We start from the raw sequence: 21,042 nt of genomic DNA, 5'->3' as shown, positions 1-21,042 counted from the left end.
CGCCCCTCTTATGACTCGAACCACCGAACCTAGGGACAGTAGAATGGAAAACGTGCAACATGCGACGCTGGAAGTCAGGGACTTATCCTGCTTTCGCGACGAACGCTTGTTGTTTTCGGCATTGAATTTCGAGGTGCAGGCCGGGCAGTCGCTGTTACTGGAAGGCGCCAACGGCAGCGGCAAGACCACGCTGCTGCGCATCCTGTGCGGATTGCGCGAAGCCGATTCCGGCCGGATCATCTGGTGCGGCCAGCCGGCCGAGCAAAGCTCTTATTACCGGGATATGGCCTACGTCGGCCATGCCGACGGCACCAAAAAGGAACTGACGGTATTGGAAAATCTCAAATTCGCGTTGGCATTGGGCAGTCCTGGCAAGTACCAAATCGACCACGCGCTGGACAAAGTCAAACTGGCCGGTTTCGACGACAATCCGGTGCACACGCTGTCCGCCGGGCAAAAACGGCGCCTGTCTTTGGCTCGCTTGTTGATCACCCAAAATGTGTTGTGGATACTCGACGAACCTTTCACTTCGCTGGATAAACAGGGTATCGCCTTGATCGAGTCGCTGATCGCCGACCACATCAGCCACGGCGGTATGGCGGTACTGACCTCGCACCACGATCTGCGCATGGCGGACCTGAATCTGAAACGTATCCGCCTACAAGCATGCCATTGATCCGCGCCTTTATGGCTATCATCCGCCGCGATTTGCTGCTGGCGTTCCGCCGCCGCGCCGAAATGGCCAATCCGCTGTTTTTCTTTGTGCTGGTGGTGACCTTGTTTCCGCTGGCGATCGGCGCCCAACCCAATTTGTTGCAAGCGATGGCGCCGGGCGTGATTTGGGTGTCGGCCTTGCTGGCGACCTTGCTGTCGCTGGATAGCCTGTTCCGCAGCGATTTCGAAGACGGCTCGTTGGAGCAAATGCTGCTTAGCCCGCATGCCTTGTCGGTGTTGGTGTTGGGCAAAATCGTCGCCCATTGGCTGGTCAGCGGGCTGCCGCTGTTGCTGGTCGCGCCGCTGCTGGCCTTGTTCTTGGGGCTTCCCGAGCAGGCGATGGGAACTTTATGGCTGACATTGATCTTAGCTACTCCGTTATTGAGCCTGATCGGGGCTATCGGCGTGGCCTTGACGGTCGGTCTGCGCCGCGGCGGTATGTTGTTGTCTTTGCTGGTGTTGCCGTTATACGTGCCGGTGTTGATATTCGCCAGCGGCGCGGTCGATCGTGCCGCCGGCGGATTGCCGGTCGGCGCCCAGTTGAATATTTTGTTGGCGATGTTGCTGGCGGCGCTGGCCCTGGCGCCGTTGCCGACTTCCATTGCGTTAAAAATGAGTGTTAATTGATGTCCTGGATACCCGCGCCGGTCAGCCGGTTTTTTCACCGTACTTCTTCGCCGCCGCATTTTTACGCGCTGGCCGACCGTTTCATCCCTTGGCTGACGGCCGTTTTTCTGCTTTTGCTCGGCGCCGGCCTGTATGGCGGCTTGTATCTGGCACCCACCGACTACCAACAGGGCGACAGCTACCGGATCATTTACATCCATGTGCCGGCGGCCTGGATGTCCTTGTTCGTCTACGTAATGATGGCGGTAATGGGCGGCATTGCTCTGATTTGGCGGATGAAACTGGCCGAGGTAATGCTGATCAGCAGCGCCCCGATCGGCGCCGGCTTTACCTTCGTCGCGCTGGTGACCGGGTCCCTTTGGGGCAAGCCGATGTGGGGTACCTGGTGGGTTTGGGATGCGAGGCTCACCTCGGAGCTGATCCTACTGTTCCTGTATCTGGGCGTGATCAGCTTGTACGGTGCGATCGAGGACAAACGCAGCGCCGCCCGAGCGGTGTCTATCCTGGCTTTGGTCGGCGTGGTCAATATTCCGATCATCCACTATTCGGTGGAATGGTGGAATACGCTGCATCAGCCGGCGACGGTCAGCAAACTGGATAAACCGTCGATTCACATTACGATGCTGGTGCCGCTGTTGCTGATGGCGATCGCGTTCAAGTTTTACTACCTGATTGCGGTATTGCAGGCGGCCAAGCTGGAATTGCTGAAACGGGAAACCTCGTCGCAATGGGTGAAAAACATGTTGGAGAAACAGGCATGAGTTGGGACAGCTTTTGGTACATGGGCGGTTACGCCGCTTATGTCTGGCCGGCATACGGCGTCACGGCGCTGGTGTTGGCCGCGAACCTGGTGTGGCCGGTCTGGCAACGCAAACAATTATTCCGGCAACTGGCCATCAAACAAAAACGCGCGCAGTCCAAATGAAACCGATCCGCAAACAGCGCCTGCTGTTAATCCTGTTAATGTTGGCCGGCCTGGGCTTGGCGGCTTTTTTTGCGTTGAAGGCATTCAACGAAAATCTGATGTATTTCTTCTCGACCAGCGACGTCGTCGCCGGTAAGGCGCCAAACAATGCGGTATTCCGGCTGGGCGGCATGGTCGTCAAAGGCAGCGTGCAGCGGCCCAACGCCGACTTGCTGGTGCGTTTCAAACTAAGCGATTTCAGCCAGGAGGTCGCGGTGGAATATTCCGGCATCTTGCCGGACTTGTTCCGCGAGGGGCAGGGCATCGTCGCCAAAGGCCGGCTGGATAATCGCGGCGTATTCGTCGCCGAGGAAGTCCTGGCCAAACACGACGAGAATTACATGCCGCCGGAAGTGGCGGGTAGTCTGAAGAAACCGGCGGAGCAACCATGATCCCGGAAATCGGCCATTTCGCGCTGATCCTGGCGCTATGCATGGCGCTGGTTCAAGGCACGCTGCCCATATTCGGGGCCGGCAAGGCCGTTAGCGGCTGGGTCCATGTCGCCCGGCCGGCCGCATTCGGTCAGTTGGCGTTCATGGCGCTGGCCTACGGCTGTTTGACCTATGCCTTTATCAGCCACGACTTTTCGGTGGCCTATGTCGCCCAAAACTCCAATACCGAACTGCCGTTTTTGTACCTGATCTCCGGCGTTTGGGGCGCACACGAAGGCTCCTTGCTGCTGTGGGCATTGGCCTTGTCGATCTGGACCGGCTTGGTCGCCGCCTTCAGCGCCCGGATTCCCGATCCCACCCGGGCTCGGGTGCTGGGTGTGATGGGCTTGGTCAGCGTCGGCTTCATATTGTTTTTGCTGTTGACTTCCAATCCGTTCGAACGCCTGTTTCCGGCACCGGCCGAAGGCCGAGACCTGAATCCGTTGTTGCAGGATCCCGGCTTGGCGATTCATCCGCCGATGCTGTACATGGGCTATGTCGGCTTTTCGGTAGCCTTCGCTTTTTCGATTGCCGCGCTGCTGGAGGGACGCCTGGATTCGGCCTGGGCGCGCTGGTCGCGGCCCTGGACCAATGTGGCCTGGATGTTTTTGACGCTGGGTATCACGCTAGGCAGTTGGTGGGCTTACTACGAACTGGGCTGGGGCGGCTGGTGGTTTTGGGATCCGGTCGAGAACGCTTCGTTCATGCCCTGGTTGGTCGGTACTGCATTGATCCATTCCTTGGCCGCCACCGAAAAACGCGGCGCGTTCAAGACCTGGACCGTGCTGCTGGCGATTTTCGCCTTCTCGTTGAGTCTGCTGGGTACCTTTTTGGTGCGCTCCGGCGTGTTGACCTCGGTACATGCTTTCGCCAGCGATCCGGCCCGCGGTTTGTTCATCCTGATTTTTCTGGGTGTGGTGGTCGGCGGTTCGTTGCTGCTTTACGCGATCCGCGCGCCGCAGGTCAAAAGCTACGCCCGCTTCGAACTGGTTTCGAAAGAGTCGGTATTGCTGGTCAATAACGTTTTGCTGGTCGTAACCGCCGCCAGCATTCTGCTCGGCACGCTGTATCCGCTGGTGGTCGATGCATTGGGCCTGGGTAAATTGTCGGTCGGTCCGCCGTATTTCAATGCCGTGTTCATCCCGTTGATGGCGCCGCTGGCTTTGGTGGTCGGGATCGGCGTGTTGCTGCGCTGGAAGAGCGACGATATCAAAGCGTTAGGCGCGCGCCTGCGCGGTTTGATTGCCGGCTGCATCGGCATCGCCTTGCTGGCACCGTTGGCGATGCCGTTTTACTCCTGGGGCGCCGCGTTGGGCGTGGCCCTTGCGTTGTGGACTCTGGCCGTCAGCGCTTTTGCCTTTAAACAACGCCTGCAAAGCTGGTCCTGGCAGCGCTTGAAGCAAATTCCGGCCGGCTTTTACGGCATGACCTTGGCACATATCGGGATCGCGGTGTTCGTGATCGGCATCAGCTTCACGTCGGTCTACAGCATCGAACGCGACGTGCGTCTGGCGCCGGAGGAAACGCTGGATCTATTCGGTTACGTGTTCCAGTTTCACGGCGTCACCGCGAGCGACGGCCCGAACTACCGCGCCGAACAAGGCCATTTGACCGTCAGTCATAACGGAGAAACCGTCGCCGAGTTGGCGCCGCAAAAGCGCGTGTACCGGGTGCAAACCATGCCGATGACCGAGGCTGCGATCGATGCCGGCCTGTTTCGGGATTTGTTCGTGGCCTTGGGCGAACCGTTGGGAGAGCAGGGCGCCTGGAGTTTGCGAGTCTATTATAAAGCCTTCATCCGCTGGATCTGGCTGGGCGGCGTGTTCATGGCATTGGGCGGGTTGCTGGCTGCCTGCGATCGCCGCTATCGGTTGTCGAGTAAACAAACCGCTGAAAATCGATGAAATATTTATTGCCGCTACTACTGTTTATCGCCTTGTCGGTATTTCTGGCGATAGGCTTGAAATTGAACCCGCGGGAAATCCCGTCGCCGTTGATCGACAAACCGGCGCCGGCTTTCACGTTGCCGATTCTGGCAACGCCGGAGCGGAGTCTGAGTCAGGCCGACTTGAAAGGCAAAGTCTGGCTGCTCAACGTCTGGGCCTCCTGGTGCGTCTCGTGCCGGGAAGAACATCCGCTGTTGAACCAGTTGGCCAAACTGAACAAAGTCACGCTGGTCGGACTGAATTATAAAGATCAGGCCGACGCTGCCCAGGGCTGGCTGGCAAGGCAGGGCAACCCCTACACGGTCAGCGTGATGGATAGCGAAGGTCGTACCGGCATCGATTACGGCGTTTACGGCGTGCCGGAGACTTTTGTTATCGATAAGCGCGGTGTGGTGCGTTACAAACATACCGGACCGATTCAAGCCGGCGATCTGGAAAAACTGTTTTTACCGCTGATTCAACAACTAGAGGCGGAAAGCGCATGAAATATTGGCTGATCCTGATGTTGTCGTTGCACCTGGTTCAGGCCAGGGCCGACATCGAATACCGCGACTTCAAGCAACCGGAACAGGAGCAGGCCTACCAGAGCCTGATCAATGAGCTGCGCTGTCTGGTCTGCCAGAACCAGACCATCGCCGACTCCAACGCCGACCTGGCCAAGGACCTGCGCCGCCAAGTCTACGAAATGCTGCAACAAGGCAAATCGCAGCAGGACGTGGTCAATTTCATGACCGAGCGTTACGGCGATTTCGTCATGTATAAACCGGCGTTCAAACTGAAAACATTTTTGCTCTGGCTGGGGCCGGTGTTGTTCCTGGTCTTGGGTCTGGCCGTGGTTTGGACTTTGTGCGCCAAAGGCGCCAGTGCGGATAAGGAATTGTCGGCTGCCGAGCGGGAGAAATTGAAAAAAATTCTGGAACAGGGTGACGACGCGTGACTATCGAGTTTTGGCTGGCGATAGCCGGATTAGTGGCTGTGGCTTTGGCCATTTTGTTGCCGCCTCTATTTAAAACCGCGCCCTTGCATGATGCCGACGGCGAAACCCGCAATAAAGCCATCGCCCGGCAACAATTGGCCGAACTGAAACAGCAACTGCAAGACGGCGTACTGACCCAAAGCCAGTTCGATGCTCAGTACCAGGAATTGCAACTGGCTTTATTGGATGAAATCCAGCAAGACGCACCGGCTAAGGCTGCGCTCAGGCCCGGAACCGGGCGCTGGGTGATTCCGCTGCTTGGCCTGGCGGTGCCTGTATTGAGCTTGTTTCTCTACCTGACGCTGGGCGAGCCGCAAGCGCTTGCCAAGGCTGAACTGGCGCAAAATCAGGCTAAAGCAGCCGATAATGTGCAGAATATGGTCGCCGCGTTGGCACAGCGCCTGCAACAACAACCGGACGATCTTGAGGGCTGGATGATGTTGGGTCGGGCCTATTTGTACATGCAACAATACGATAGCGCCGCCCAAGCGTTCGCCGAATTGAACCGGCGTAAACCGAACGAACCGGCGGTGATGCTGCACTATGCCGACGCCTTGTCGATGGCGCGTAACGGCCAGATGCGCGGCGAACCGGCCGCACTGGTCTATCAGGCATTAACTCTGGTGCCGGAAGACCACACTGCCCTGTGGCTGGGCGGCATGGCCAAGGCCGAGGAAGGCGACTTTGCCCAAGCCATTGCCTATTGGCAAAAACTGTCGGCCATGTTGCCGGAGCAAGACGAAACCCGGCAGCAATTGCAGAAAATGATTGCGATGGCGGAGGCTGAAACCCAGCAAGGCACTGCCGGTACGCCTGCCACGACCCCGGTCGAAATTAAAATCGATGCCGCCCTGTCTGACGAGCTGAAAACCAAGGCAAAACCGGACGACACGCTATTCGTTTACGCCCAGGCCCTGAGCGGTCCGAAAATGCCGTTGGCTATCGTCAAGCAACAGGTAAAAGACCTGCCGCTGCAAGCCGTACTCAACGACAGCATGGCCATGCAGCCGCAAACCCATCTGGCCGATTTCAAACAACTGCGTATCGTTGCCCGCATATCCAAATCCGGTAACGCGATGCCGCAACCGGGCGATCTGGTCGGCAGCGCCGAAGTCAATCTGGATGGATCGCCGACGGCGGCCGTCAGCGTGACTATCGATCAGGAACTGAAATAATGGATCAATCGATAAAATTCGATCTGGACTTGATCAAACGCTACGACAAGTCCGGCCCGCGCTATACCTCGTATCCGACCGCATTGGAGTTGCACGAAGGCTTCGGCGAGGTCGAATACCGGCGGCATATCGAAAAATCCAATGCCGCCGGCGGGCCGCTGTCGCTGTACTTCCATATTCCGTTCTGCGACACCGTCTGTTTTTATTGCGCCTGCAACAAGATCGTCACCAAAAACCGCGCCCATGCGCTGCCGTATCTGGACAATCTGTGCCAGGAGATCGAGATGCAGGGGGCGCTGTTCGATCGGAGCCGGCCGGTCAACCAATTGCATTGGGGCGGCGGAACGCCGACCTTTTTGAACGCCGAGCAAATGCGGCGGTTGATGGACACGACTCGGGCCAATTTCAATCTGCACAGTGACGATAGCGGCGAGTATTCGATCGAAGTCGACCCGCGCGAAACCGACCACCGCACCATCGCCGAGCTAAGAGCCTTGGGATTCAATCGCATCAGCCTCGGTTTGCAGGACTTCGATCCGGACGTGCAAAAAGCCGTCAACCGGCTGCAAAGCAAGGAACAAACCTTCGCGGTGCTGGCAGCGGCGCGTAAGGAAGGCTTCCGCTCCACCAATATCGATCTGATTTACGGCTTGCCGTTACAAACCGTGCGCAGCTTTGCCGATACCCTGGATCAGGTGTTGGCCTATGCCCCGGACCGGTTTTCGATTTTCAATTACGCCCACATGCCCAGCCGTTTCAAAACTCAGCGCCAAATCGACGAAGCGGCCTTGCCGTCGCCGGCGGCGAAACTGGAGATTTTGCAAATGGTCGGCCAAAAACTGACCGATGCTGGTTATGTCTACATCGGCATGGACCATTTCGCCAAACCGGACGACGAGTTGGCCGTGGCCCAACGCGAGGGCAAGCTTTACCGCAACTTCCAGGGCTACTCCACCCATTCCGACTGCGATTTGGTCGGCTTGGGCGTGACCTCGATCGGTCGGGTCGGCGACGCCTACATGCAAAATTACAAGGAACTGGACGAATACGACGCAGCCATCGCGCAAGGTAAATTGCCGGTGTTTCGTGGCGTGGATCTGGACGACGACGACAAACTGCGCCGGGCCGTGATTACCCAACTGATTTGCCATTTCGAGCTGAGTTTCGAACACATCGAACGGGAATTCGGTATCGTCTTTAACGACTATTTCGCCGCCGAATTGGCAAACCTGCAGCCGATGAAAACGGACGGTTTGTTGGATTTAACCGCCGCCGGCATTCAAGTATCCAGCGCCGGCCGCCTGCTGATCCGCAATATCTGCATGGTGTTTGACAAGTATCTGGTGCAGAAACAACCACAATTCTCCCGAGTCATTTGACTCGTTTCGATTCCAACGTTGCGGATTTTTCGGTCAAGGCTGTGCCGAAAATCTTCCGCAATGATTGCCCATCTCCGGTCCGGAAACCGATTTTCATCGGATCTTAATGCTTTATGTAGGTTTTCTTTCACTTTTCATCTGTAAATTCGATAGCTTTTTGAGCTGACCCCTCAAAGCGAGATGGTTTGTATCTGCCTGCCAAAAGGCTCGAAAACTATCCGACTTTGCCCATGGCCATATCAGGCCACAGGGACTCGCATGCTGCCGATTCTATAAAGTAAATCAGGAAATCTCATGTCACTAACCGCTTCCCTAATCGCCGCCAATCTTTTAACTGTGCCGCTTTATTTTCCAAGCCGCGAAGCGGCGGAACAAACGCTAGCCGGCTATAACTATGGCTTGAAGCAGCTCAGCGATGGCCGTTACCAAGCTTTCGTGTCGGGATTGAACGGTTCCGGGCAACAAAGCGCGATTGGGACTGAAACGGCTGACGCGCTGGCCCAAAATCAGATTGGGGCAGGTAGTACCGATGCTACTGAAATGCCGTTTCCCAAACTTACGCTTAAGGAAAAAGTCAACGGCCAGGCTGCGATCGAAGCTTTAGGCGATCAATTACCTGGGGTTGCCGAACACTACGGCATGTCGGCAGAGCGTTTGCAATCGATCTTACGTACCGACTCTAGCGCTTGGATCGACCAAAGCGGCCACTTGTTGTACATCGATGCCGCGCATGAGCCGACCCCTTTGCCGGAGAGCCGGATTGCCGGTGTCACCGGCGCTTACGCTACCACTGCCGCCGGAACCGATACGTTCAACGCAACGGCAGCGGCGAGTGCGGATCCATTTACGCTCCATAGTAAACCCGGATCGAACCGCACCATATATCTGGATTTTAACGGCTACCAGGCCAGCAACAGCGCTTGGTACAACGGTACGTTGAATGCCAAGGCCTATGATACCGATGGTAATCCATCCGGTTTTAGCAGTGCGGAACAGAACAATATTCGCGAAATTTGGCAGCGGGTGGCGGAGGATTACGCGCCTTTCGATGTGGATGTGACGACGCAGGAACCCGCGGCCGCAGCGCTGCAGCGCACCAGTAGTTCGGACGCCGTGTATGGTATTCGTGCCGCGATCACGCAATCGATGCCCGAGCTTTGCAGCCAAGCCTGCGGCGGTGTTGCCTACATCAATGTGTTTTCCTATTATTCGTCGAGCAGTCCCGACTATTACAACCCAGTCTGGGTGTTTTTCGATAAGTTGGGCGGCGGCAATCCGAGATATGTCGCCGATGCCGTTTCGCACGAAGTGGGCCACGCTCTGAATTTGACTCACGACGGTACCTCCAGCAGCAGTTACTATGCGGGCCAGGGCAGCGGGGCCACCGGTTGGGCGCCAATTATGGGGGTCGGCTATTACCAACCGGTAACTCAATGGAGCAAGGGCGAATATCCGGACGCCAATAACCAGCAAGACGATATTGCTGTGATCGTGGCGGCGGGTGCGCCGCAACGCGCCGACGATTTCGGTGGAACGCCAGCCACTGCGGCGCCGCTGTCCGGCAGCGCTGGCGCGGTATTGCAAATTGGCATTATCGAGAGCCGTACCGATCTCGATGTATTCAGTTTCTATACCGATGGCGGCAATGTGCAATTCAACGCCGCCTCCGGGGCGGTATCAGCCAATCTGGATATTTCGTTAAAGTTGATGACCAGTTCCGGCACCGTCCTGGCTAGCGCAAACCCGGCGGACAGCTTGTCGGCTTCATTGGCGGCGACCCTGGCGCCGGGCCAGTATTTTCTGCAAATTGACGGCATTGGCTACGGCGACTTGACTACCGGATACTCTGACTATGCCAGTGTCGGCCAATACCTGATTACCGGTACTTATCCGAAAAGCGGTGCCACAACGATAGCGCCGACTGCCGTGATTTCGGCTTTGCCGACCAGCGGTAGTGCGCCGCTGACCGTGAGTTTGAATGGTACCGGCTCGGTCGATCAGGATGGCTCGATCACCGCTTACGCCTGGAATTTCGGTGACGGTACGCCAAACAGCAATTCCGCCAGCGTCAGCCATGTCTACAACACGCCCGGAACTTACAATGCCACCTTGACGGTGACCGACAGCAGCGGCTTGAAAGGCAGTGCCAGTCAAGTCATCTCGGTAGCTCAAGCGCCAGTGGCGCTTAGCATGAAAGCCGCCAGCACCAAGGTGACACGGCGGCTGGTGGGGAAAAACAAGGCGCAATGCGTGGCAACGGTGACTATCAATGACGGTGTTTCTGCCGTTTCCGGCGCAACCCTCTACGGAAGTTGGAGCGGGTCGGTGAAAACCAGCAGCGGCTCGACTACGGTAACCGGTGTTACCTCGGCTACCACCGGTACGACCGGTACCGCCAGTCTCAGTAGTGCGAACTTACCGGTGAATTCGTCCGGAACCTGCGCGTTTACCGTGACCAATGTCGTTAAGAGCGGTTATAGCTACGACGGCAGCGGCCAAGTGTCCGCTAGTTTTAGCTGGTAGGCCGGAAACCAAGTCCGCAACAGCAAAAGGCGCCGCGATCACGGCGCCTTTTTTTCGTCAAGGTGTCAACAAATTCGGGCGCCAATTCCGGCGCATAGTCTGTGGCCGGCAGCAGCAACCGATCAGGACGGTCAATCCCTAACCCAATTCTCCACCAACCGGCTCGGTATATGCGGCGACTCGCTGGATTGCGGGTAGGGCTGGCCGCTGGTTACCCGGTAGATCACGCGCAGCATGTCGGCCAGCAGCAGCCAGGTGATCAGCATGAACAGGCAGGTCAGGCCGGCGTTCAGGTAATCGTTGAAAATCAATTGCGGGGCATTTTTTAGTTGCGCGGCCGGCAGCGAACCGCTGGCGATTTTTGCGGACAAATCGGCGGCGTGCGCCAGAAAACCGATGCGTAAATCCTCGGCGAACAATTTCTGCCAGGCCGCGCTGCTGGTGACGATAATCAGCCAAGACAGCGGCAGGGCGGTCACCCAGGCGTACCTGAGCTTGCCGGATTTGACCAGAATCGTCGTCGCCACGCACAGCGCGATCGCCGCCAGCATTTGGTTGGCGATGCCGAACAGGGGCCACAGGCTGTTGATGCCGCCCAGCGGATCGATCGCGCCCATGTACAGGAAATAGCCCCAAGCGCCAACCACGGCGGCGCTGGTCAGTAAGATGCTGGCATAACCGCCGCTGCTGCCACGGCCGATATTGAAGTTACCGAGGATATCCTGCAGCATGAAGCGGGCGACGCGGGTGCCGGCGTCCAGCGTGGTCAGGATGAACAAGGCTTCGAACATGATCGCGAAATGGTACCAGGCCGCCAGCAGATGTTGGCCGAACACCTGGGCGAACAAACTGGCCATGCCGACCGCCAGCGACGGCGCGCCGCCGGTGCGGGCGAACAAGGTCGATTCGCCCATGGTCTGCGCCAGTTGCTGCATTTGCTCGACGGCCACCGGAAAGCCCCAGCTGCTGATTTTCGCCACCGCTTCCGCCGCTTCCTTGCCGACCACGCCGGCCGGGCTGTTGATGGCGAAATAAACCCCCGGCTCCAACACCGACGCCGCGATCATCGCCATGATCGCGACAAAGGATTCCATCATCATTGCGCCGTAGCCGATAAAACGGGCGTCGGTTTCGTTAGCCAGCAACTTGGGCGTGGTGCCCGACGAAATCAGCGCATGAAAGCCGGAAATTGCGCCGCAGGCGATGGTGATGAACACGAACGGAAACAGTTTGCCGCCGAAGATCGGGCCGCTGCCGTCGATAAACTGGGTCAAGGCCGGCATTTTCAGCTCGGGCCGCAAGATCAGAATCGCCACGGCCAGCGCGGCAATGGTGCCCAGTTTCATGAAGGTGGACAGGTAGTCGCGCGGCGCCAGCAGCAGCCAGACCGGCAACACCGCGGCGGCGAAGCCGTAACCAATCACCATCAACGCCAGTTCCGGCGCGTCGTAATCGAACCAGCCGCGAATGGCAGGGTTTTCGTCGATCCAGCCGCCGCCGACCACGGCAAACACCAGTAACGACACGCCGATCAGCGTCGCTTCCAGTACCCGCCCCGGCCGCAAATGGTTCAGATACATGCCCATCAACATCGCGATCGGTATCGTCGCGGCGACGGTGGCGGTCGCCCAGGGGCTGTGTTTCATCGCATTGACTACGACCAGGCCCAGCACCGCAATCAGGATCACCATAATCGTCATCACGCCCAGCATCGCGGCGCCGCCGCCAATGTTGCCCAATTCGTCCTTGGCCATCTGCCCCAGCGAGCGGCCGTCGCGCCTGACCGAGAAAAACAGGGTCACGAAGTCCTGCACGCAGCCGCCCAGCACCGCGCCGATCAGGATCCACAAGGTGCCCGGCAGATAGCCGAACTGGGCCGCCAGCGTCGGCCCGATCAACGGGCCGGGGCCGGCGATGGCGGCGAAATGGTGGCCGAACACCACCCATTTGTGGGTGGGCATGAAGTCGCGGCCATCGTCGAAGCGTTCGGCCGGCGTGGCGCGGCTGGCATCGAGCACCAGGACTTTGGCGGCGACGAAGGCGCTGTAAAAGCGGTAGCCGAGCGCGTAAACGCAGACTGCGGCGACGATCAGCCACATGCTGCTGATGGTTTCGCCGCGCTGCAAAGCAATACCGGCGATGGCGCCGGCCGCGGCCAGAGCGACGAGGCCCCAGAATAGGTTGATGGGAAGCGAGTGCTTGTTGCCTGACATGACGATTCCTGTCTGAAAGTCGGATTGGGATGCGATGGATTTCGCAAAATGGTAGCACGCCGCCGGCGTTCGCGGCAGGCGCTTTATCCCTAAAACCCTGCCGTTCGCAACCGAGTGCAGCCGGTCCGGCCGCATCGCGCTTGCCCATAGGCAAGATCGCGGTGTTGTGTACCGACCGGGACCGGAGCCGCCAACGCTAAAATTGCGAGAAGCGCTGCCGTAGCGCGAGCAGAACTGCCAGCATCGATGCCGCCGAGAGCGCCTGCAAGCCGATCAGGCCGTTGAGCTCGGCAATGTCGAAGGACTGATCGAAATCGAATTGCGGCGGCGCCGCTTGCTGCGCTTCGCTCCAGGCGGCGCGGGCCATGATGGACGGCACGAAGTACGCTCGCCAGCGGTCTTCGAAATCGTTGACGGCGGCGACGAAGCTGGCGTGCCGGGGTGCGTCCAGGCCGGATAAACGATCCGCCATCAACGCCACGGCCAAGGCCGGCGAAGTCCAGGACCAGCGTTGCATGAATCCGAATTGCTCGGCGCGGTGGGTTTCGAATTGCAGCATCAGCGGCCGAATCTGGCTGTCCAGTTCCAGGGCGGCCGGCAAGCCGGCGACTTCCCGCGACAGCTTGGCAAGCGGCGTGTCGCCCAGCAGCTCGGGATGGGCCTTAAACCAGTCCGCCAGCAAATTTTGCCGCTGCTGGTTGGAGAGTTCCTGCAACCGGCGGATTTCGATAATGGCGGCCATGCGCGACGGCTTGGGCCGGGTCTGGTCGGCGGCCCAATGCAGCGTCGCCGGCACGCCGAAGGTCAAGATCAGCCAACTGCCGAGCAAGCCTATCGCCGCCGCGCCCGAAGAAATCGGCAGCAGCAGGAACAAGCCGGCCAGACTGAACCAGAACAGCACGTAGCTCAGGCTGATCAAACACCAGTAAGCCAGCGCCGCCAGGTCAGAACCGCTATCCAGCAAAAACGCCAGCAGCGAACTGGCGCAAGCGACCAGCGCCACCAACAGCAAACGCCAGCCCAGGCTGCACAACACCAATTGCCACGGCCGCGCGGTTTGGGTGCAGACCAGGCGCCAGACCCCGCTTTCGCGTTCCTCCTGCACCAAGCCGTAGCTCAAGGCGATGACGACCAGCGGCGTCAACAGCGCGAACACGCTGGCAAAGTCCAGTAAACCGAATTCGTAACTCAACGGATTGAACAATTGGTCGCTGTTGCGGCCGTCGGTATGGCGGCTGCGACTGGAGACTTTAATGGACGTGCCGACCAAATCGGCTTGGCTGACATTCAGCACCAAACCGCCCAGCAGCGGCAATTGCAGTGGTGCCCGGTCGTTGCTGGCGGCGTAGGCCCCATCGCCGCCGTCATGCGCGTCCGCCTTCGGCGCGTCGTGCATTTCCGCGGCATTGGCGGCCGATGCCGCGATTTGCGGCGCCGCCGCGGCAGCGCGAATCTCGCTGGCCCTGAGCCCGGACCAGACGGCGCTGAGCCCCATCAAGACCGCAAAAATCAGTAATATCGCCGCGTTCAGCGGATTGCGCCGGATTCTGATCCATTCCACTTTGACGATAGCCATCATGGTGCCAACCTCCGTGCCGAATTGGCCAACAGCCACAGTGCCGCCCCCAACCAGGCGCCCAGCACCGCTAGCGGCAGCAGGCTGGCTTTTAGCGAAAATCCGACCGTGGGAACGGCGTAAGCAAAGTCTCGCACGCTGCGCCAATCGGTTTCCGCGCCTTTGGCGGAGCGTTCGGTGCCGTGGCTGCGTTCGCGGTCCCAGTCTTCGGTCAGATCGATGAAATAACGCCGATATCTCTCGGCGGCGTCTTCGAAATCGCGTTGGTGCGCCAAATCGGTGCCGGCTATGGCCATCGACAACGAACGCAGCGCCAGGCTGGGCCCCAGCCAACCGGCCAGATGCGCCAGTTGCTGTTGAGTGGCGAAGTTGGCGCGCAGGCGATCGAAATGCAACTGGTGGACTTTGCTGGAGTAAACGTCGTTATATTGCCGATTCAGCGAGACAAAACCCACCGGTAGCTGTTCTTTGCTGGCAACGCCGTATTGGGTCAGCACTTGGGCTTCGAAGGCCGTTTCGCGTTGTTGCTTGGAGCCGTCGCCGGGCAGGCCTTGGGCGATATCGGTCTTGATCGCATCCCAAAATTGGCTGGCACTGGGGTTGGGCGCAAGCACATCGCCGATCGCGGCGCCCAGCCGCGGAGCGACGAACACGCTGCCCATCCAGAACCCCAGCAAGCAAAACAAGGTGTTGCGGCTGGTGCGAAAGTAGGCGGAGGCGGCAATCGACAAGGCGGCGAACACCGTGTAATACGCCAGCAGGCCGGCCAGCAGTAAACTCAAACGCAGCAGGTCGTCGATAGCCAGCTCGAATTGGCCGGCCAGCGTCAGCGCCGCCAGTAACACGGCGGGCGACATCACCAGCCAGAACGCCGTCAACAGCCCGAGCAACTTGCCGAACAACAAGGCCCGCGGCGCCACTCCTAAACTATGCAACATGCGCAAGGTGCCGCGTTCGCGCTCTTGCGACACCGAATTGAAACTGAGCGCGACGATCAACAGCGGCAACAAGGCATAAAGCACGAAGCTGCTGCTGGCCTGTCCGAATCGATTGGCCAATACGTCGTCGGCACTCGGATTGAAACGGGTCAGGTTGCGTTTGTGCGGCTCCAGCCACAGCGACTGACCGGTAAACGGCGTCAAGCCAGGATCTATCGCCGCGCTGGGCAAATCCGGCTTGAACACGTAAATACCGTAGTGCGCGGCGGCATGGGGATTCTTGACGCTCTGCGAATTCCACTGTTCCTTGGCCGTCGCGCCGACGCGCTGTTTTTCCTGGCGCTGTGCCTGCAACTGGTAACTGGAAAACAGAAAAAAGCCGGCGAACAAAACAAACAGCGACAGGCCCAGCACCAGCAAACGGCCGTCGCGCAACGTAGTGGCCAGCTCCTTGCGCATGACAATGGCGATCATGCCAACCCCCGGGCATGCGCCAGATATTTGCTTTCCAATTCGTCGTGTTGCACGCTGTGGGCATCGAACTCCTCGACCAGCCGGCCTTGCTTCATGATGCCGATGCGGTCCGCGACTTGCTTGGCGTTGAACAAATCGTGGGTCGCCATTAACACCGCCATGCCGCCGTCCGCCGCGGCGCGGATGCGTTGGGCAAAATCGTTGGCGGCGCTCGGGTCCAGGCCGGAGGTGGGCTCGTCCAGCAACATGGCTTTGGCGTGCTTGGCGCTGGCGATCGCCAAACCGACCTTTTGCCGCATACCTTTGGAATAGTGGCCGACCCGCTTGTCGTGGGCATCCGCCTGCAAGCCGCTGTCGCTCAACAGCCGGCCGGCCTGGTCCCGGTTCAATTCGATTCCGGCCAGCGCACAGAAAAACCGCAGGTTTTCCGCGCCGCTGAGCAGGTCGTACAAGGCCACGTTTTCCGGCAGATAGGCCAGTTCGGACTTGACCAGCTCCGGTTGGTCCTGCAGCGAGCGGCCGCCGATCAAGACCTGGCCGCTGCTGGGACGGTTAAATCCCAAGAAGGTGCTGATCGTCGTGGTTTTGCCGGCGCCGTTGCCGCCCAGCAAGGCGTAAACGCAGCCCGCAGGTACCGCTAAATTCAGTTGGTCGATCGCCCGATGCTGTTGGTATTCCACCACCAGATTGCGGGTTTCGAGAATGTGGGTTGTCGTCATGGCTGAACAGTTGGGTTTAGTACTTAACGGATAAGCTGACATAGTAGGTGCGTTGCGCCAGCGGATTATTTTCGTAGACATCCTGGTCCAGAATATTATCGATACCGGCCGACATCGTGCTTTTCAGATTGTGGTATGTCGGCAGTCTGTAGTTGGTTTTGAAATCCACCAGCGTGTATTCGTCCGAGCCGTTGAATACGTTGGCTTCCGTATCGACGTTGGTAATTTGGTGGAACATGTCGCTACGGTAGCGGACCGATGGCGTGACATCCCATTCCGGCAGTATATGGTAAGTCGCCTGAACATTGGCCTGCAAACGAGGCGTCCGCGGCCACTCGTTACCGGCCAGCCCCGGCGCCTGGGGATTATTGACGATTTGCTTGTTCAGGAAAATGGTATTGGCTGCAAAATCCAGCGGCAGGCCGAACAAACCGTATTTCTGATACGTCAAATCGACACCGATCGATTCGGTTTGCCCGATGGCCAGATAGGTGTTCGGCCCGTTGCCGCCCGCCAGCAGCGGGTTATAGGAAAATATTTCATCGTTGATTTGGTCGTAAAAAAAGTTGGCCCTGACCAAGCCCTGGTGCAGGTCGTACTGAACCATGAAGTTATGAAAATAACCATTTTCCGGCCCCAGGTTTGGATCGGAGAATGTGGTTCCGGCGACGGTATTCTTGCTGGCAAATAATTCTTCAGCCACCGGAAAACGATAGGCTTTGGAGAACGAATAACGCAAAGTTCAATTATCCGGCGAATACTCGATCGCGGCTTTAGGCGAGATGCGGGCCTGGCTGCGGTCTTCGTAATTCTGGATGCGCCTGACGTCGGTAGCGCTACGGTTGTAGTTGTAAAAATGGCCGCCTATCGTCTGAAAATGATCGTAGCGCAAGCCGGCCATTACGCTCCAATCCGGCAGGAAACGCCATTCGAGCTGCGAAAACAAGCTGTTGGTCTGGGTTTGTCCGCCCGAGTCGCTGACTTCGTTACCGCGCATGCCGCTCGCATAAACGCTGCTGTCATAGACCCGGTTATTATTGTTGCCGTGCACCAACTGGTAGCCGCCCATAAAGGATAAATCGTCGCGGCCGAATAACTGGTCGGTGGCGAGTTTCAGGTCGTAAGTCGCCCACCAGGTACTGACATCGGTGATTTGTCCCGGCAACTGGCCGGCGACCAGGGCGTTGGGGTCCAGTTGGGCACCCCGGGATTGCAGGCTGGTATCCTTAAAGGCGTCGTAAAAGCTGGCCGTGGTGTCGATGTGCCAGCGCTCGCTGATCTTGCCTTTCAGGCTCAAGCCGTAATTCAAGGCTTGGCGGTTCTGTTCCTGCAAACGGAAGCCATTCAACGGCACCGTGAAGTTATAGCCGTCTTGCGTATAGTAATTGGTAAAACGCCCGTTGTTGTTGGTGCTATTGCTAAACAGGGTTTGCCCGGTGGCAGAGCTTTTGGACAGGGCCAGCGGATCGTTGTTGTATCTGTTACGTTCTTCGTAGGCAATAGTAAATCGAGCCTGCAAGTCATCCGTCAGGTCGTAAGAGGTTTTCAGTTTAAACAAATCGGTTTCGGCCCGATCGATGCCCGAGTCGCCGAAAATAAAATTCCGGCCGCCGGTCGGGCTCGGAATCAGTTGTGCCCCGGTGACCGGGATGGCCGTGGCGCCGGCGGCCAGATTGCTCGGTAAACCACGCGAGGCGGCTGATGTGCCGATCGGGTCCATCGGTTGGCCTTGGTTTTCCATGTGGTTGTATGACAGGTACACCCGAAATTTATCGATACGGTCGCCGCCGGACACGAAGGTACGAAACCCCTGCAATACCTGATCGCGGCCGCCGCGGTGCATGTCCTGAAAGATGCCGGTGGCGCTCATTTCCGCTTCGAATTTATCCGGCATGCGGGTGTTGAAATTAATCACGCCGCCGAACGAGTGGCCGTCGTACTGACTGGAAAATGGCCCGAACAGCACGTCGACCGATTCGATTTCGTTCGGCGCGACCATCGACCAGCGCGGTGCGGCGGTGTGGCCGGCGTTGACCATGTTGTAAATCGGCATGCCGTCCGCGAACACCATGGTATGGGCGGACTGGGTGATATTTGAACCGCGCATCGCGATCGGCGCGTTCGCATCGCCCGGGTAGCGGCGACGGACGTTGACGCCGGGAAGGTAGCGCAACGCGTCCTCGATGGTAACTTCGTTGACTTTGGTTTCGATATCCGCCCGGTTTACCGTCAAACTTGGCGTGGCTTTGGTGGTGTTGGGAAACTTGGGTTTGCCTGTTTCCGAATCGACGACCACTTCGCTCAACGTTTGCGCCGAATCCTGGGCTTTGTCTTTAGCGGGCGCGGTAGTCGCGCGCGGGTCTGCTTTAACGCTAGGTCCGACGACGGAAGCGATGGTAAACGCCAATACGGTTTTGGCGAGTTGCTCTGGAATTTTCATGGGTATGCGAGCCTTGATTGCTGAATAAAATCGGGAAAGTACCCACTAGCGGCGGGTAGCATTGGCGATATCGCCGGAAGTTGCCGTTGCGCGGCAGCGGAGAAACTGGTGCAAACGCACTGAAAGCCGGGAAGGCTGAAAGCGGGAGATGGAGCAGGGGCCAATGCCGTCGAGGGCTGGGGCGCGAGCAGTATGGCGGACGAGGCTAGCGATACGGTAATAACAGGCAATGGCGGCGGCGAGGTACGGCCGACGCCGTTACTGGTCATGCTCAAACCCGGCGAGTGGTTAATCTCCGGAAATAGCCGTCTGAATCGGTAAGCAACCGCGGCCGGCGGCGCCGATTCGATTTGGGGCGGGAAGCATCCGGCGTCGGCAGGGGCCGTTTGCCTGAACCGCGCTTGAACCCGCTCCACGGCTTCGGTCTGCATCCGCTTGGAAACGGCGAGCAGCGCGTCCGGAATATTCACCTTTACCGCACCGATTGCAGGCTGTTGCGCCAGCGTCATCGAGAAAAAACAGCCCACCGCCAATACTACGCCTTTGGTGAAGACGATCCCGGCGCCGTGCAATAGCAAAGTTGCCGATACGAAACCGCACACGTAAGAAATCAAACCGGCGGAAGCCGAAATCTCCTGGCCGTGGGCAAAGCCGTGGCAAAAACCGAACAATGCAACGATCGCTAAGTTGGTATTGGTGCTGAAGCGCAGGTTGCGCACGATCAATATGCCGAATACGGCGCATGACAGCAGAACAATCGTTTCGATCTGTGGCAGGTAGCAGCCGAGCGCTCCGGCCAGACCGCCCAGGCTCATGACGCCGACGAACGTGGCCGGCAGCATCCAAATCGCATGCCCGCGTAATTGTGCGGCCCAGATGCCAACCGCCAACATCGTGACCAAATGATCGTTACCGGCAAACGGATGGGCGAAACCGCTGCTCAAACCGTCGCGTTGGACATTCGTCAACAAAAACCAGCCAGCCACTGCCATCAGCGCGACCAGCACCCATAGCCGGCGGCTATCGGCTGCTGGAATCACCGGGCTTGAGGAATGAAAAGTATCGCGCATCGTTGAGTTTATGAAGTTTGAGATTAACTTCACATTCTAAACAGCCGTTTAGGGATGGCGCAAGTTGCATAAGCCAACAAAACCATTCCCGCGGGCTAAGAGTCCGTCCCACTAGGGACCACGGGGAAAGACGCTGCTGTTGAACGAAACGATTGCTCCGGCAGGCATTACCGGAGCGATAGAGCACCAAGCGAATCTGCATCGCAGCGGCGTTATGTCAAGGATGGTAGGAGCAGGCCATGCCCGCGATCAAGCTCTTAACGACATTGAGGGCGGCTGGCTGAAGAAATACTGGCCGGGCTTTGCGGTTTTGTATTGGTCGCCGCCCTATGGAGCCGTTACAATCCGCGCCGCTGGTTTACATGACTATTAACGGAGGGTGTATGTACAAAACGATTTCCGGCGGCCGGCTGCTGGCCGCCGCTTTGATTTTGGTTGCCAATGGCGTTGCCGCCGAAACCGTGCCGGCGGCGAAACCGGAGCACGGCGAATATCGGGATTGGCGGCTGTTGGGCGTGTCGCTACGCCACGAGAAGAACAGCATGCGGGCGATCGTCGGCAACGACATCACCATCAATGCCGCGCGGGCCGGCAAGACCAAGCCCTGGCCGGACGGCAGCATTATCGCCAAGATCAAATGGGCCGAGCGCAAGCATCCGAATTGGGAACAAGCCTCGGTGCCCGGCGAATTTACCGCCGCCGAAGCGATGGTCAAAGACAGCAAGAAATACGCTGAGACCGGCGGTTGGGGCTTCGGTATCTGGGAAGGCAAGACTTTGAAAATGTACGACAAGGAGCAATCAGCGCCTTGCTTCGCCTGCCACGCGCCGATGAAGGACGCCGACTACGTCTATACCCTGCCGAATCTGCAATAACA

18 protein-coding genes and 1 pseudogene are annotated in these 21,042 nt (G+C 58.4%); 13 read left to right on the top strand and 6 right to left on the bottom strand.

Going from position 1 to position 21,042, the window contains the following annotated elements; translation table 11 throughout:
* Positions 1 to 43: 43 nt before the first annotated feature.
* From ccmA to C2U68_RS00095, 11 genes are all read left to right on the top strand, one after another.
* Positions 44 to 676: a cytochrome c biogenesis heme-transporting ATPase CcmA gene (gene ccmA / locus C2U68_RS00145; protein WP_140910480.1), complete on the top strand. Its 633-nt coding sequence runs from the start codon at positions 44 to 46 to the stop codon at positions 674 to 676.
* The gene (ccmB, locus tag C2U68_RS00140) at positions 667 to 1,341 is read left to right on the top strand and encodes a heme exporter protein CcmB (RefSeq protein ID WP_140910479.1); all 675 of its coding nucleotides are present in this window, start codon (positions 667 to 669) and stop codon (positions 1,339 to 1,341) included. Before ccmA ends, ccmB begins: the two co-directional genes overlap by 10 nt.
* Positions 1,341 to 2,102: a heme ABC transporter permease gene (locus C2U68_RS00135; protein ID WP_140910478.1), complete on the top strand. Its 762-nt coding sequence runs from the start codon at positions 1,341 to 1,343 to the stop codon at positions 2,100 to 2,102. Before ccmB ends, C2U68_RS00135 begins: the two co-directional genes overlap by 1 nt.
* Entirely contained in the window at positions 2,099 to 2,266 is a 168-nt protein-coding gene (gene ccmD / locus C2U68_RS00130; RefSeq protein ID WP_140910477.1) for a heme exporter protein CcmD, read from the top strand. The genes C2U68_RS00135 and ccmD overlap by 4 nt, the downstream gene beginning before the upstream one ends.
* Positions 2,263 to 2,697: a cytochrome c maturation protein CcmE gene (gene ccmE / locus C2U68_RS00125; RefSeq protein WP_140910476.1), complete on the top strand. Its 435-nt coding sequence runs from the start codon at positions 2,263 to 2,265 to the stop codon at positions 2,695 to 2,697. The genes ccmD and ccmE overlap by 4 nt, the downstream gene beginning before the upstream one ends.
* Positions 2,694 to 4,640 (top strand): heme lyase CcmF/NrfE family subunit, encoded by a 1,947-nt coding sequence (locus tag C2U68_RS00120; protein ID WP_140910475.1) that lies wholly within the window; start codon positions 2,694 to 2,696, stop codon positions 4,638 to 4,640. Before ccmE ends, C2U68_RS00120 begins: the two co-directional genes overlap by 4 nt.
* Positions 4,637 to 5,167 carry a DsbE family thiol:disulfide interchange protein gene (locus tag C2U68_RS00115; RefSeq protein ID WP_140910474.1) on the top strand — a complete coding sequence of 177 codons (531 nt, stop codon included), beginning with the start codon at positions 4,637 to 4,639 and terminating at the stop codon, positions 5,165 to 5,167. Before C2U68_RS00120 ends, C2U68_RS00115 begins: the two co-directional genes overlap by 4 nt.
* Complete coding sequence (locus C2U68_RS00110; protein ID WP_140910473.1) at positions 5,164 to 5,619, top strand: cytochrome c-type biogenesis protein CcmH; 456 nt, start codon at positions 5,164 to 5,166, stop codon at positions 5,617 to 5,619. The genes C2U68_RS00115 and C2U68_RS00110 overlap by 4 nt, the downstream gene beginning before the upstream one ends.
* Positions 5,616 to 6,833, top strand: coding sequence for a c-type cytochrome biogenesis protein CcmI (gene ccmI / locus C2U68_RS00105; protein ID WP_140910472.1), 1,218 nt, complete (start codon positions 5,616 to 5,618; stop codon positions 6,831 to 6,833). Before C2U68_RS00110 ends, ccmI begins: the two co-directional genes overlap by 4 nt.
* Positions 6,833 to 8,212: an oxygen-independent coproporphyrinogen III oxidase gene (hemN, locus tag C2U68_RS00100; RefSeq protein ID WP_186289451.1), complete on the top strand. Its 1,380-nt coding sequence runs from the start codon at positions 6,833 to 6,835 to the stop codon at positions 8,210 to 8,212. Before ccmI ends, hemN begins: the two co-directional genes overlap by 1 nt.
* 294 nt (positions 8,213 to 8,506) lie before the next feature.
* Entirely contained in the window at positions 8,507 to 10,735 is a 2,229-nt protein-coding gene (locus C2U68_RS00095; protein ID WP_140910470.1) for a PKD domain-containing protein, read from the top strand.
* 131 nt (positions 10,736 to 10,866) lie between these two features.
* Here the strand turns inward: C2U68_RS00095 and C2U68_RS00090 are convergent, their stop codons facing one another.
* The 6 genes and pseudogenes from C2U68_RS00090 to C2U68_RS00060 all read right to left on the bottom strand — a co-directional run bounded on the left by C2U68_RS00090 (position 10,867) and on the right by C2U68_RS00060 (position 20,165).
* Entirely contained in the window at positions 10,867 to 12,948 is a 2,082-nt protein-coding gene (locus C2U68_RS00090) for a carbon starvation CstA family protein (protein ID WP_140910469.1), read from the bottom strand.
* Between the two features lie 196 nt (positions 12,949 to 13,144).
* Entirely contained in the window at positions 13,145 to 14,527 is a 1,383-nt protein-coding gene (locus C2U68_RS00085) for a DUF3526 domain-containing protein (protein WP_140910468.1), read from the bottom strand.
* Positions 14,524 to 15,936 (bottom strand): DUF3526 domain-containing protein, encoded by a 1,413-nt coding sequence (locus C2U68_RS00080; RefSeq protein WP_140910467.1) that lies wholly within the window; start codon positions 15,934 to 15,936, stop codon positions 14,524 to 14,526. The genes C2U68_RS00085 and C2U68_RS00080 overlap by 4 nt, the downstream gene beginning before the upstream one ends.
* The gene (locus C2U68_RS00075) at positions 15,933 to 16,655 is read right to left on the bottom strand and encodes an ABC transporter ATP-binding protein (protein ID WP_140910466.1); all 723 of its coding nucleotides are present in this window, start codon (positions 16,653 to 16,655) and stop codon (positions 15,933 to 15,935) included. The genes C2U68_RS00080 and C2U68_RS00075 overlap by 4 nt, the downstream gene beginning before the upstream one ends.
* 16 nt (positions 16,656 to 16,671) lie before the next feature.
* Positions 16,672 to 19,095: pseudogene (locus C2U68_RS00065) on the bottom strand (TonB-dependent receptor).
* Entirely contained in the window at positions 19,092 to 20,165 is a 1,074-nt protein-coding gene (locus tag C2U68_RS00060; protein ID WP_140910463.1) for a HupE/UreJ family protein, read from the bottom strand. Before C2U68_RS00060 ends, C2U68_RS00065 begins: the two are co-directional and overlap by 4 nt.
* Positions 20,166 to 20,304: 139 nt before the next feature.
* On the opposite strand from C2U68_RS00060, the gene C2U68_RS00055 reads away from it, so the two are divergent.
* A complete protein-coding gene (locus C2U68_RS00055; protein ID WP_140910462.1) occupies positions 20,305 to 20,538 on the top strand; it encodes a hypothetical protein in 234 nt (77 codons plus the stop codon).
* A 10-nt stretch (positions 20,539 to 20,548) separates the two neighbouring features.
* Positions 20,549 to 21,040 carry a cytochrome P460 family protein gene (locus tag C2U68_RS00050; protein ID WP_140910461.1) on the top strand — a complete coding sequence of 164 codons (492 nt, stop codon included), beginning with the start codon at positions 20,549 to 20,551 and terminating at the stop codon, positions 21,038 to 21,040.
* Positions 21,041 to 21,042: the final 2 nt, after the last annotated feature.

This window comes from Methylomonas koyamae (genome assembly GCF_006483455.1).
Taxonomy (GTDB): domain Bacteria; phylum Pseudomonadota; class Gammaproteobacteria; order Methylococcales; family Methylomonadaceae; genus Methylomonas; species Methylomonas koyamae_B.
The sequence above is the reverse complement of the archived record's forward strand: the minus strand, read 5'-3'. Positions and strand labels throughout refer to the sequence as shown.

Coding starts and splice junctions, on each gene's coding strand:
- C2U68_RS00120 (WP_140910475.1), top strand. CDS start 2,694: ATGATCCCGGAAATCGGCCATTTCGCGCTGATCCTGGCGCTATGCATG.
- ccmE (WP_140910476.1), top strand. CDS start 2,263: ATGAAACCGATCCGCAAACAGCGCCTGCTGTTAATCCTGTTAATGTTG.
- ccmD (WP_140910477.1), top strand. CDS start 2,099: ATGAGTTGGGACAGCTTTTGGTACATGGGCGGTTACGCCGCTTATGTC.
- C2U68_RS00090 (WP_140910469.1), bottom strand. CDS start 12,948: ATGTCAGGCAACAAGCACTCGCTTCCCATCAACCTATTCTGGGGCCTC.
- C2U68_RS00050 (WP_140910461.1), top strand. CDS start 20,549: ATGTACAAAACGATTTCCGGCGGCCGGCTGCTGGCCGCCGCTTTGATT.
- hemN (WP_186289451.1), top strand. CDS start 6,833: ATGGATCAATCGATAAAATTCGATCTGGACTTGATCAAACGCTACGAC.
- C2U68_RS00115 (WP_140910474.1), top strand. CDS start 4,637: ATGAAATATTTATTGCCGCTACTACTGTTTATCGCCTTGTCGGTATTT.
- ccmA (WP_140910480.1), top strand. CDS start 44: ATGGAAAACGTGCAACATGCGACGCTGGAAGTCAGGGACTTATCCTGC.
- C2U68_RS00060 (WP_140910463.1), bottom strand. CDS start 20,165: ATGCGCGATACTTTTCATTCCTCAAGCCCGGTGATTCCAGCAGCCGAT.
- C2U68_RS00110 (WP_140910473.1), top strand. CDS start 5,164: ATGAAATATTGGCTGATCCTGATGTTGTCGTTGCACCTGGTTCAGGCC.
- C2U68_RS00080 (WP_140910467.1), bottom strand. CDS start 15,936: ATGATCGCCATTGTCATGCGCAAGGAGCTGGCCACTACGTTGCGCGAC.
- C2U68_RS00135 (WP_140910478.1), top strand. CDS start 1,341: ATGTCCTGGATACCCGCGCCGGTCAGCCGGTTTTTTCACCGTACTTCT.
- ccmB (WP_140910479.1), top strand. CDS start 667: ATGCCATTGATCCGCGCCTTTATGGCTATCATCCGCCGCGATTTGCTG.
- C2U68_RS00075 (WP_140910466.1), bottom strand. CDS start 16,655: ATGACGACAACCCACATTCTCGAAACCCGCAATCTGGTGGTGGAATAC.
- C2U68_RS00095 (WP_140910470.1), top strand. CDS start 8,507: ATGTCACTAACCGCTTCCCTAATCGCCGCCAATCTTTTAACTGTGCCG.
- C2U68_RS00085 (WP_140910468.1), bottom strand. CDS start 14,527: ATGATGGCTATCGTCAAAGTGGAATGGATCAGAATCCGGCGCAATCCG.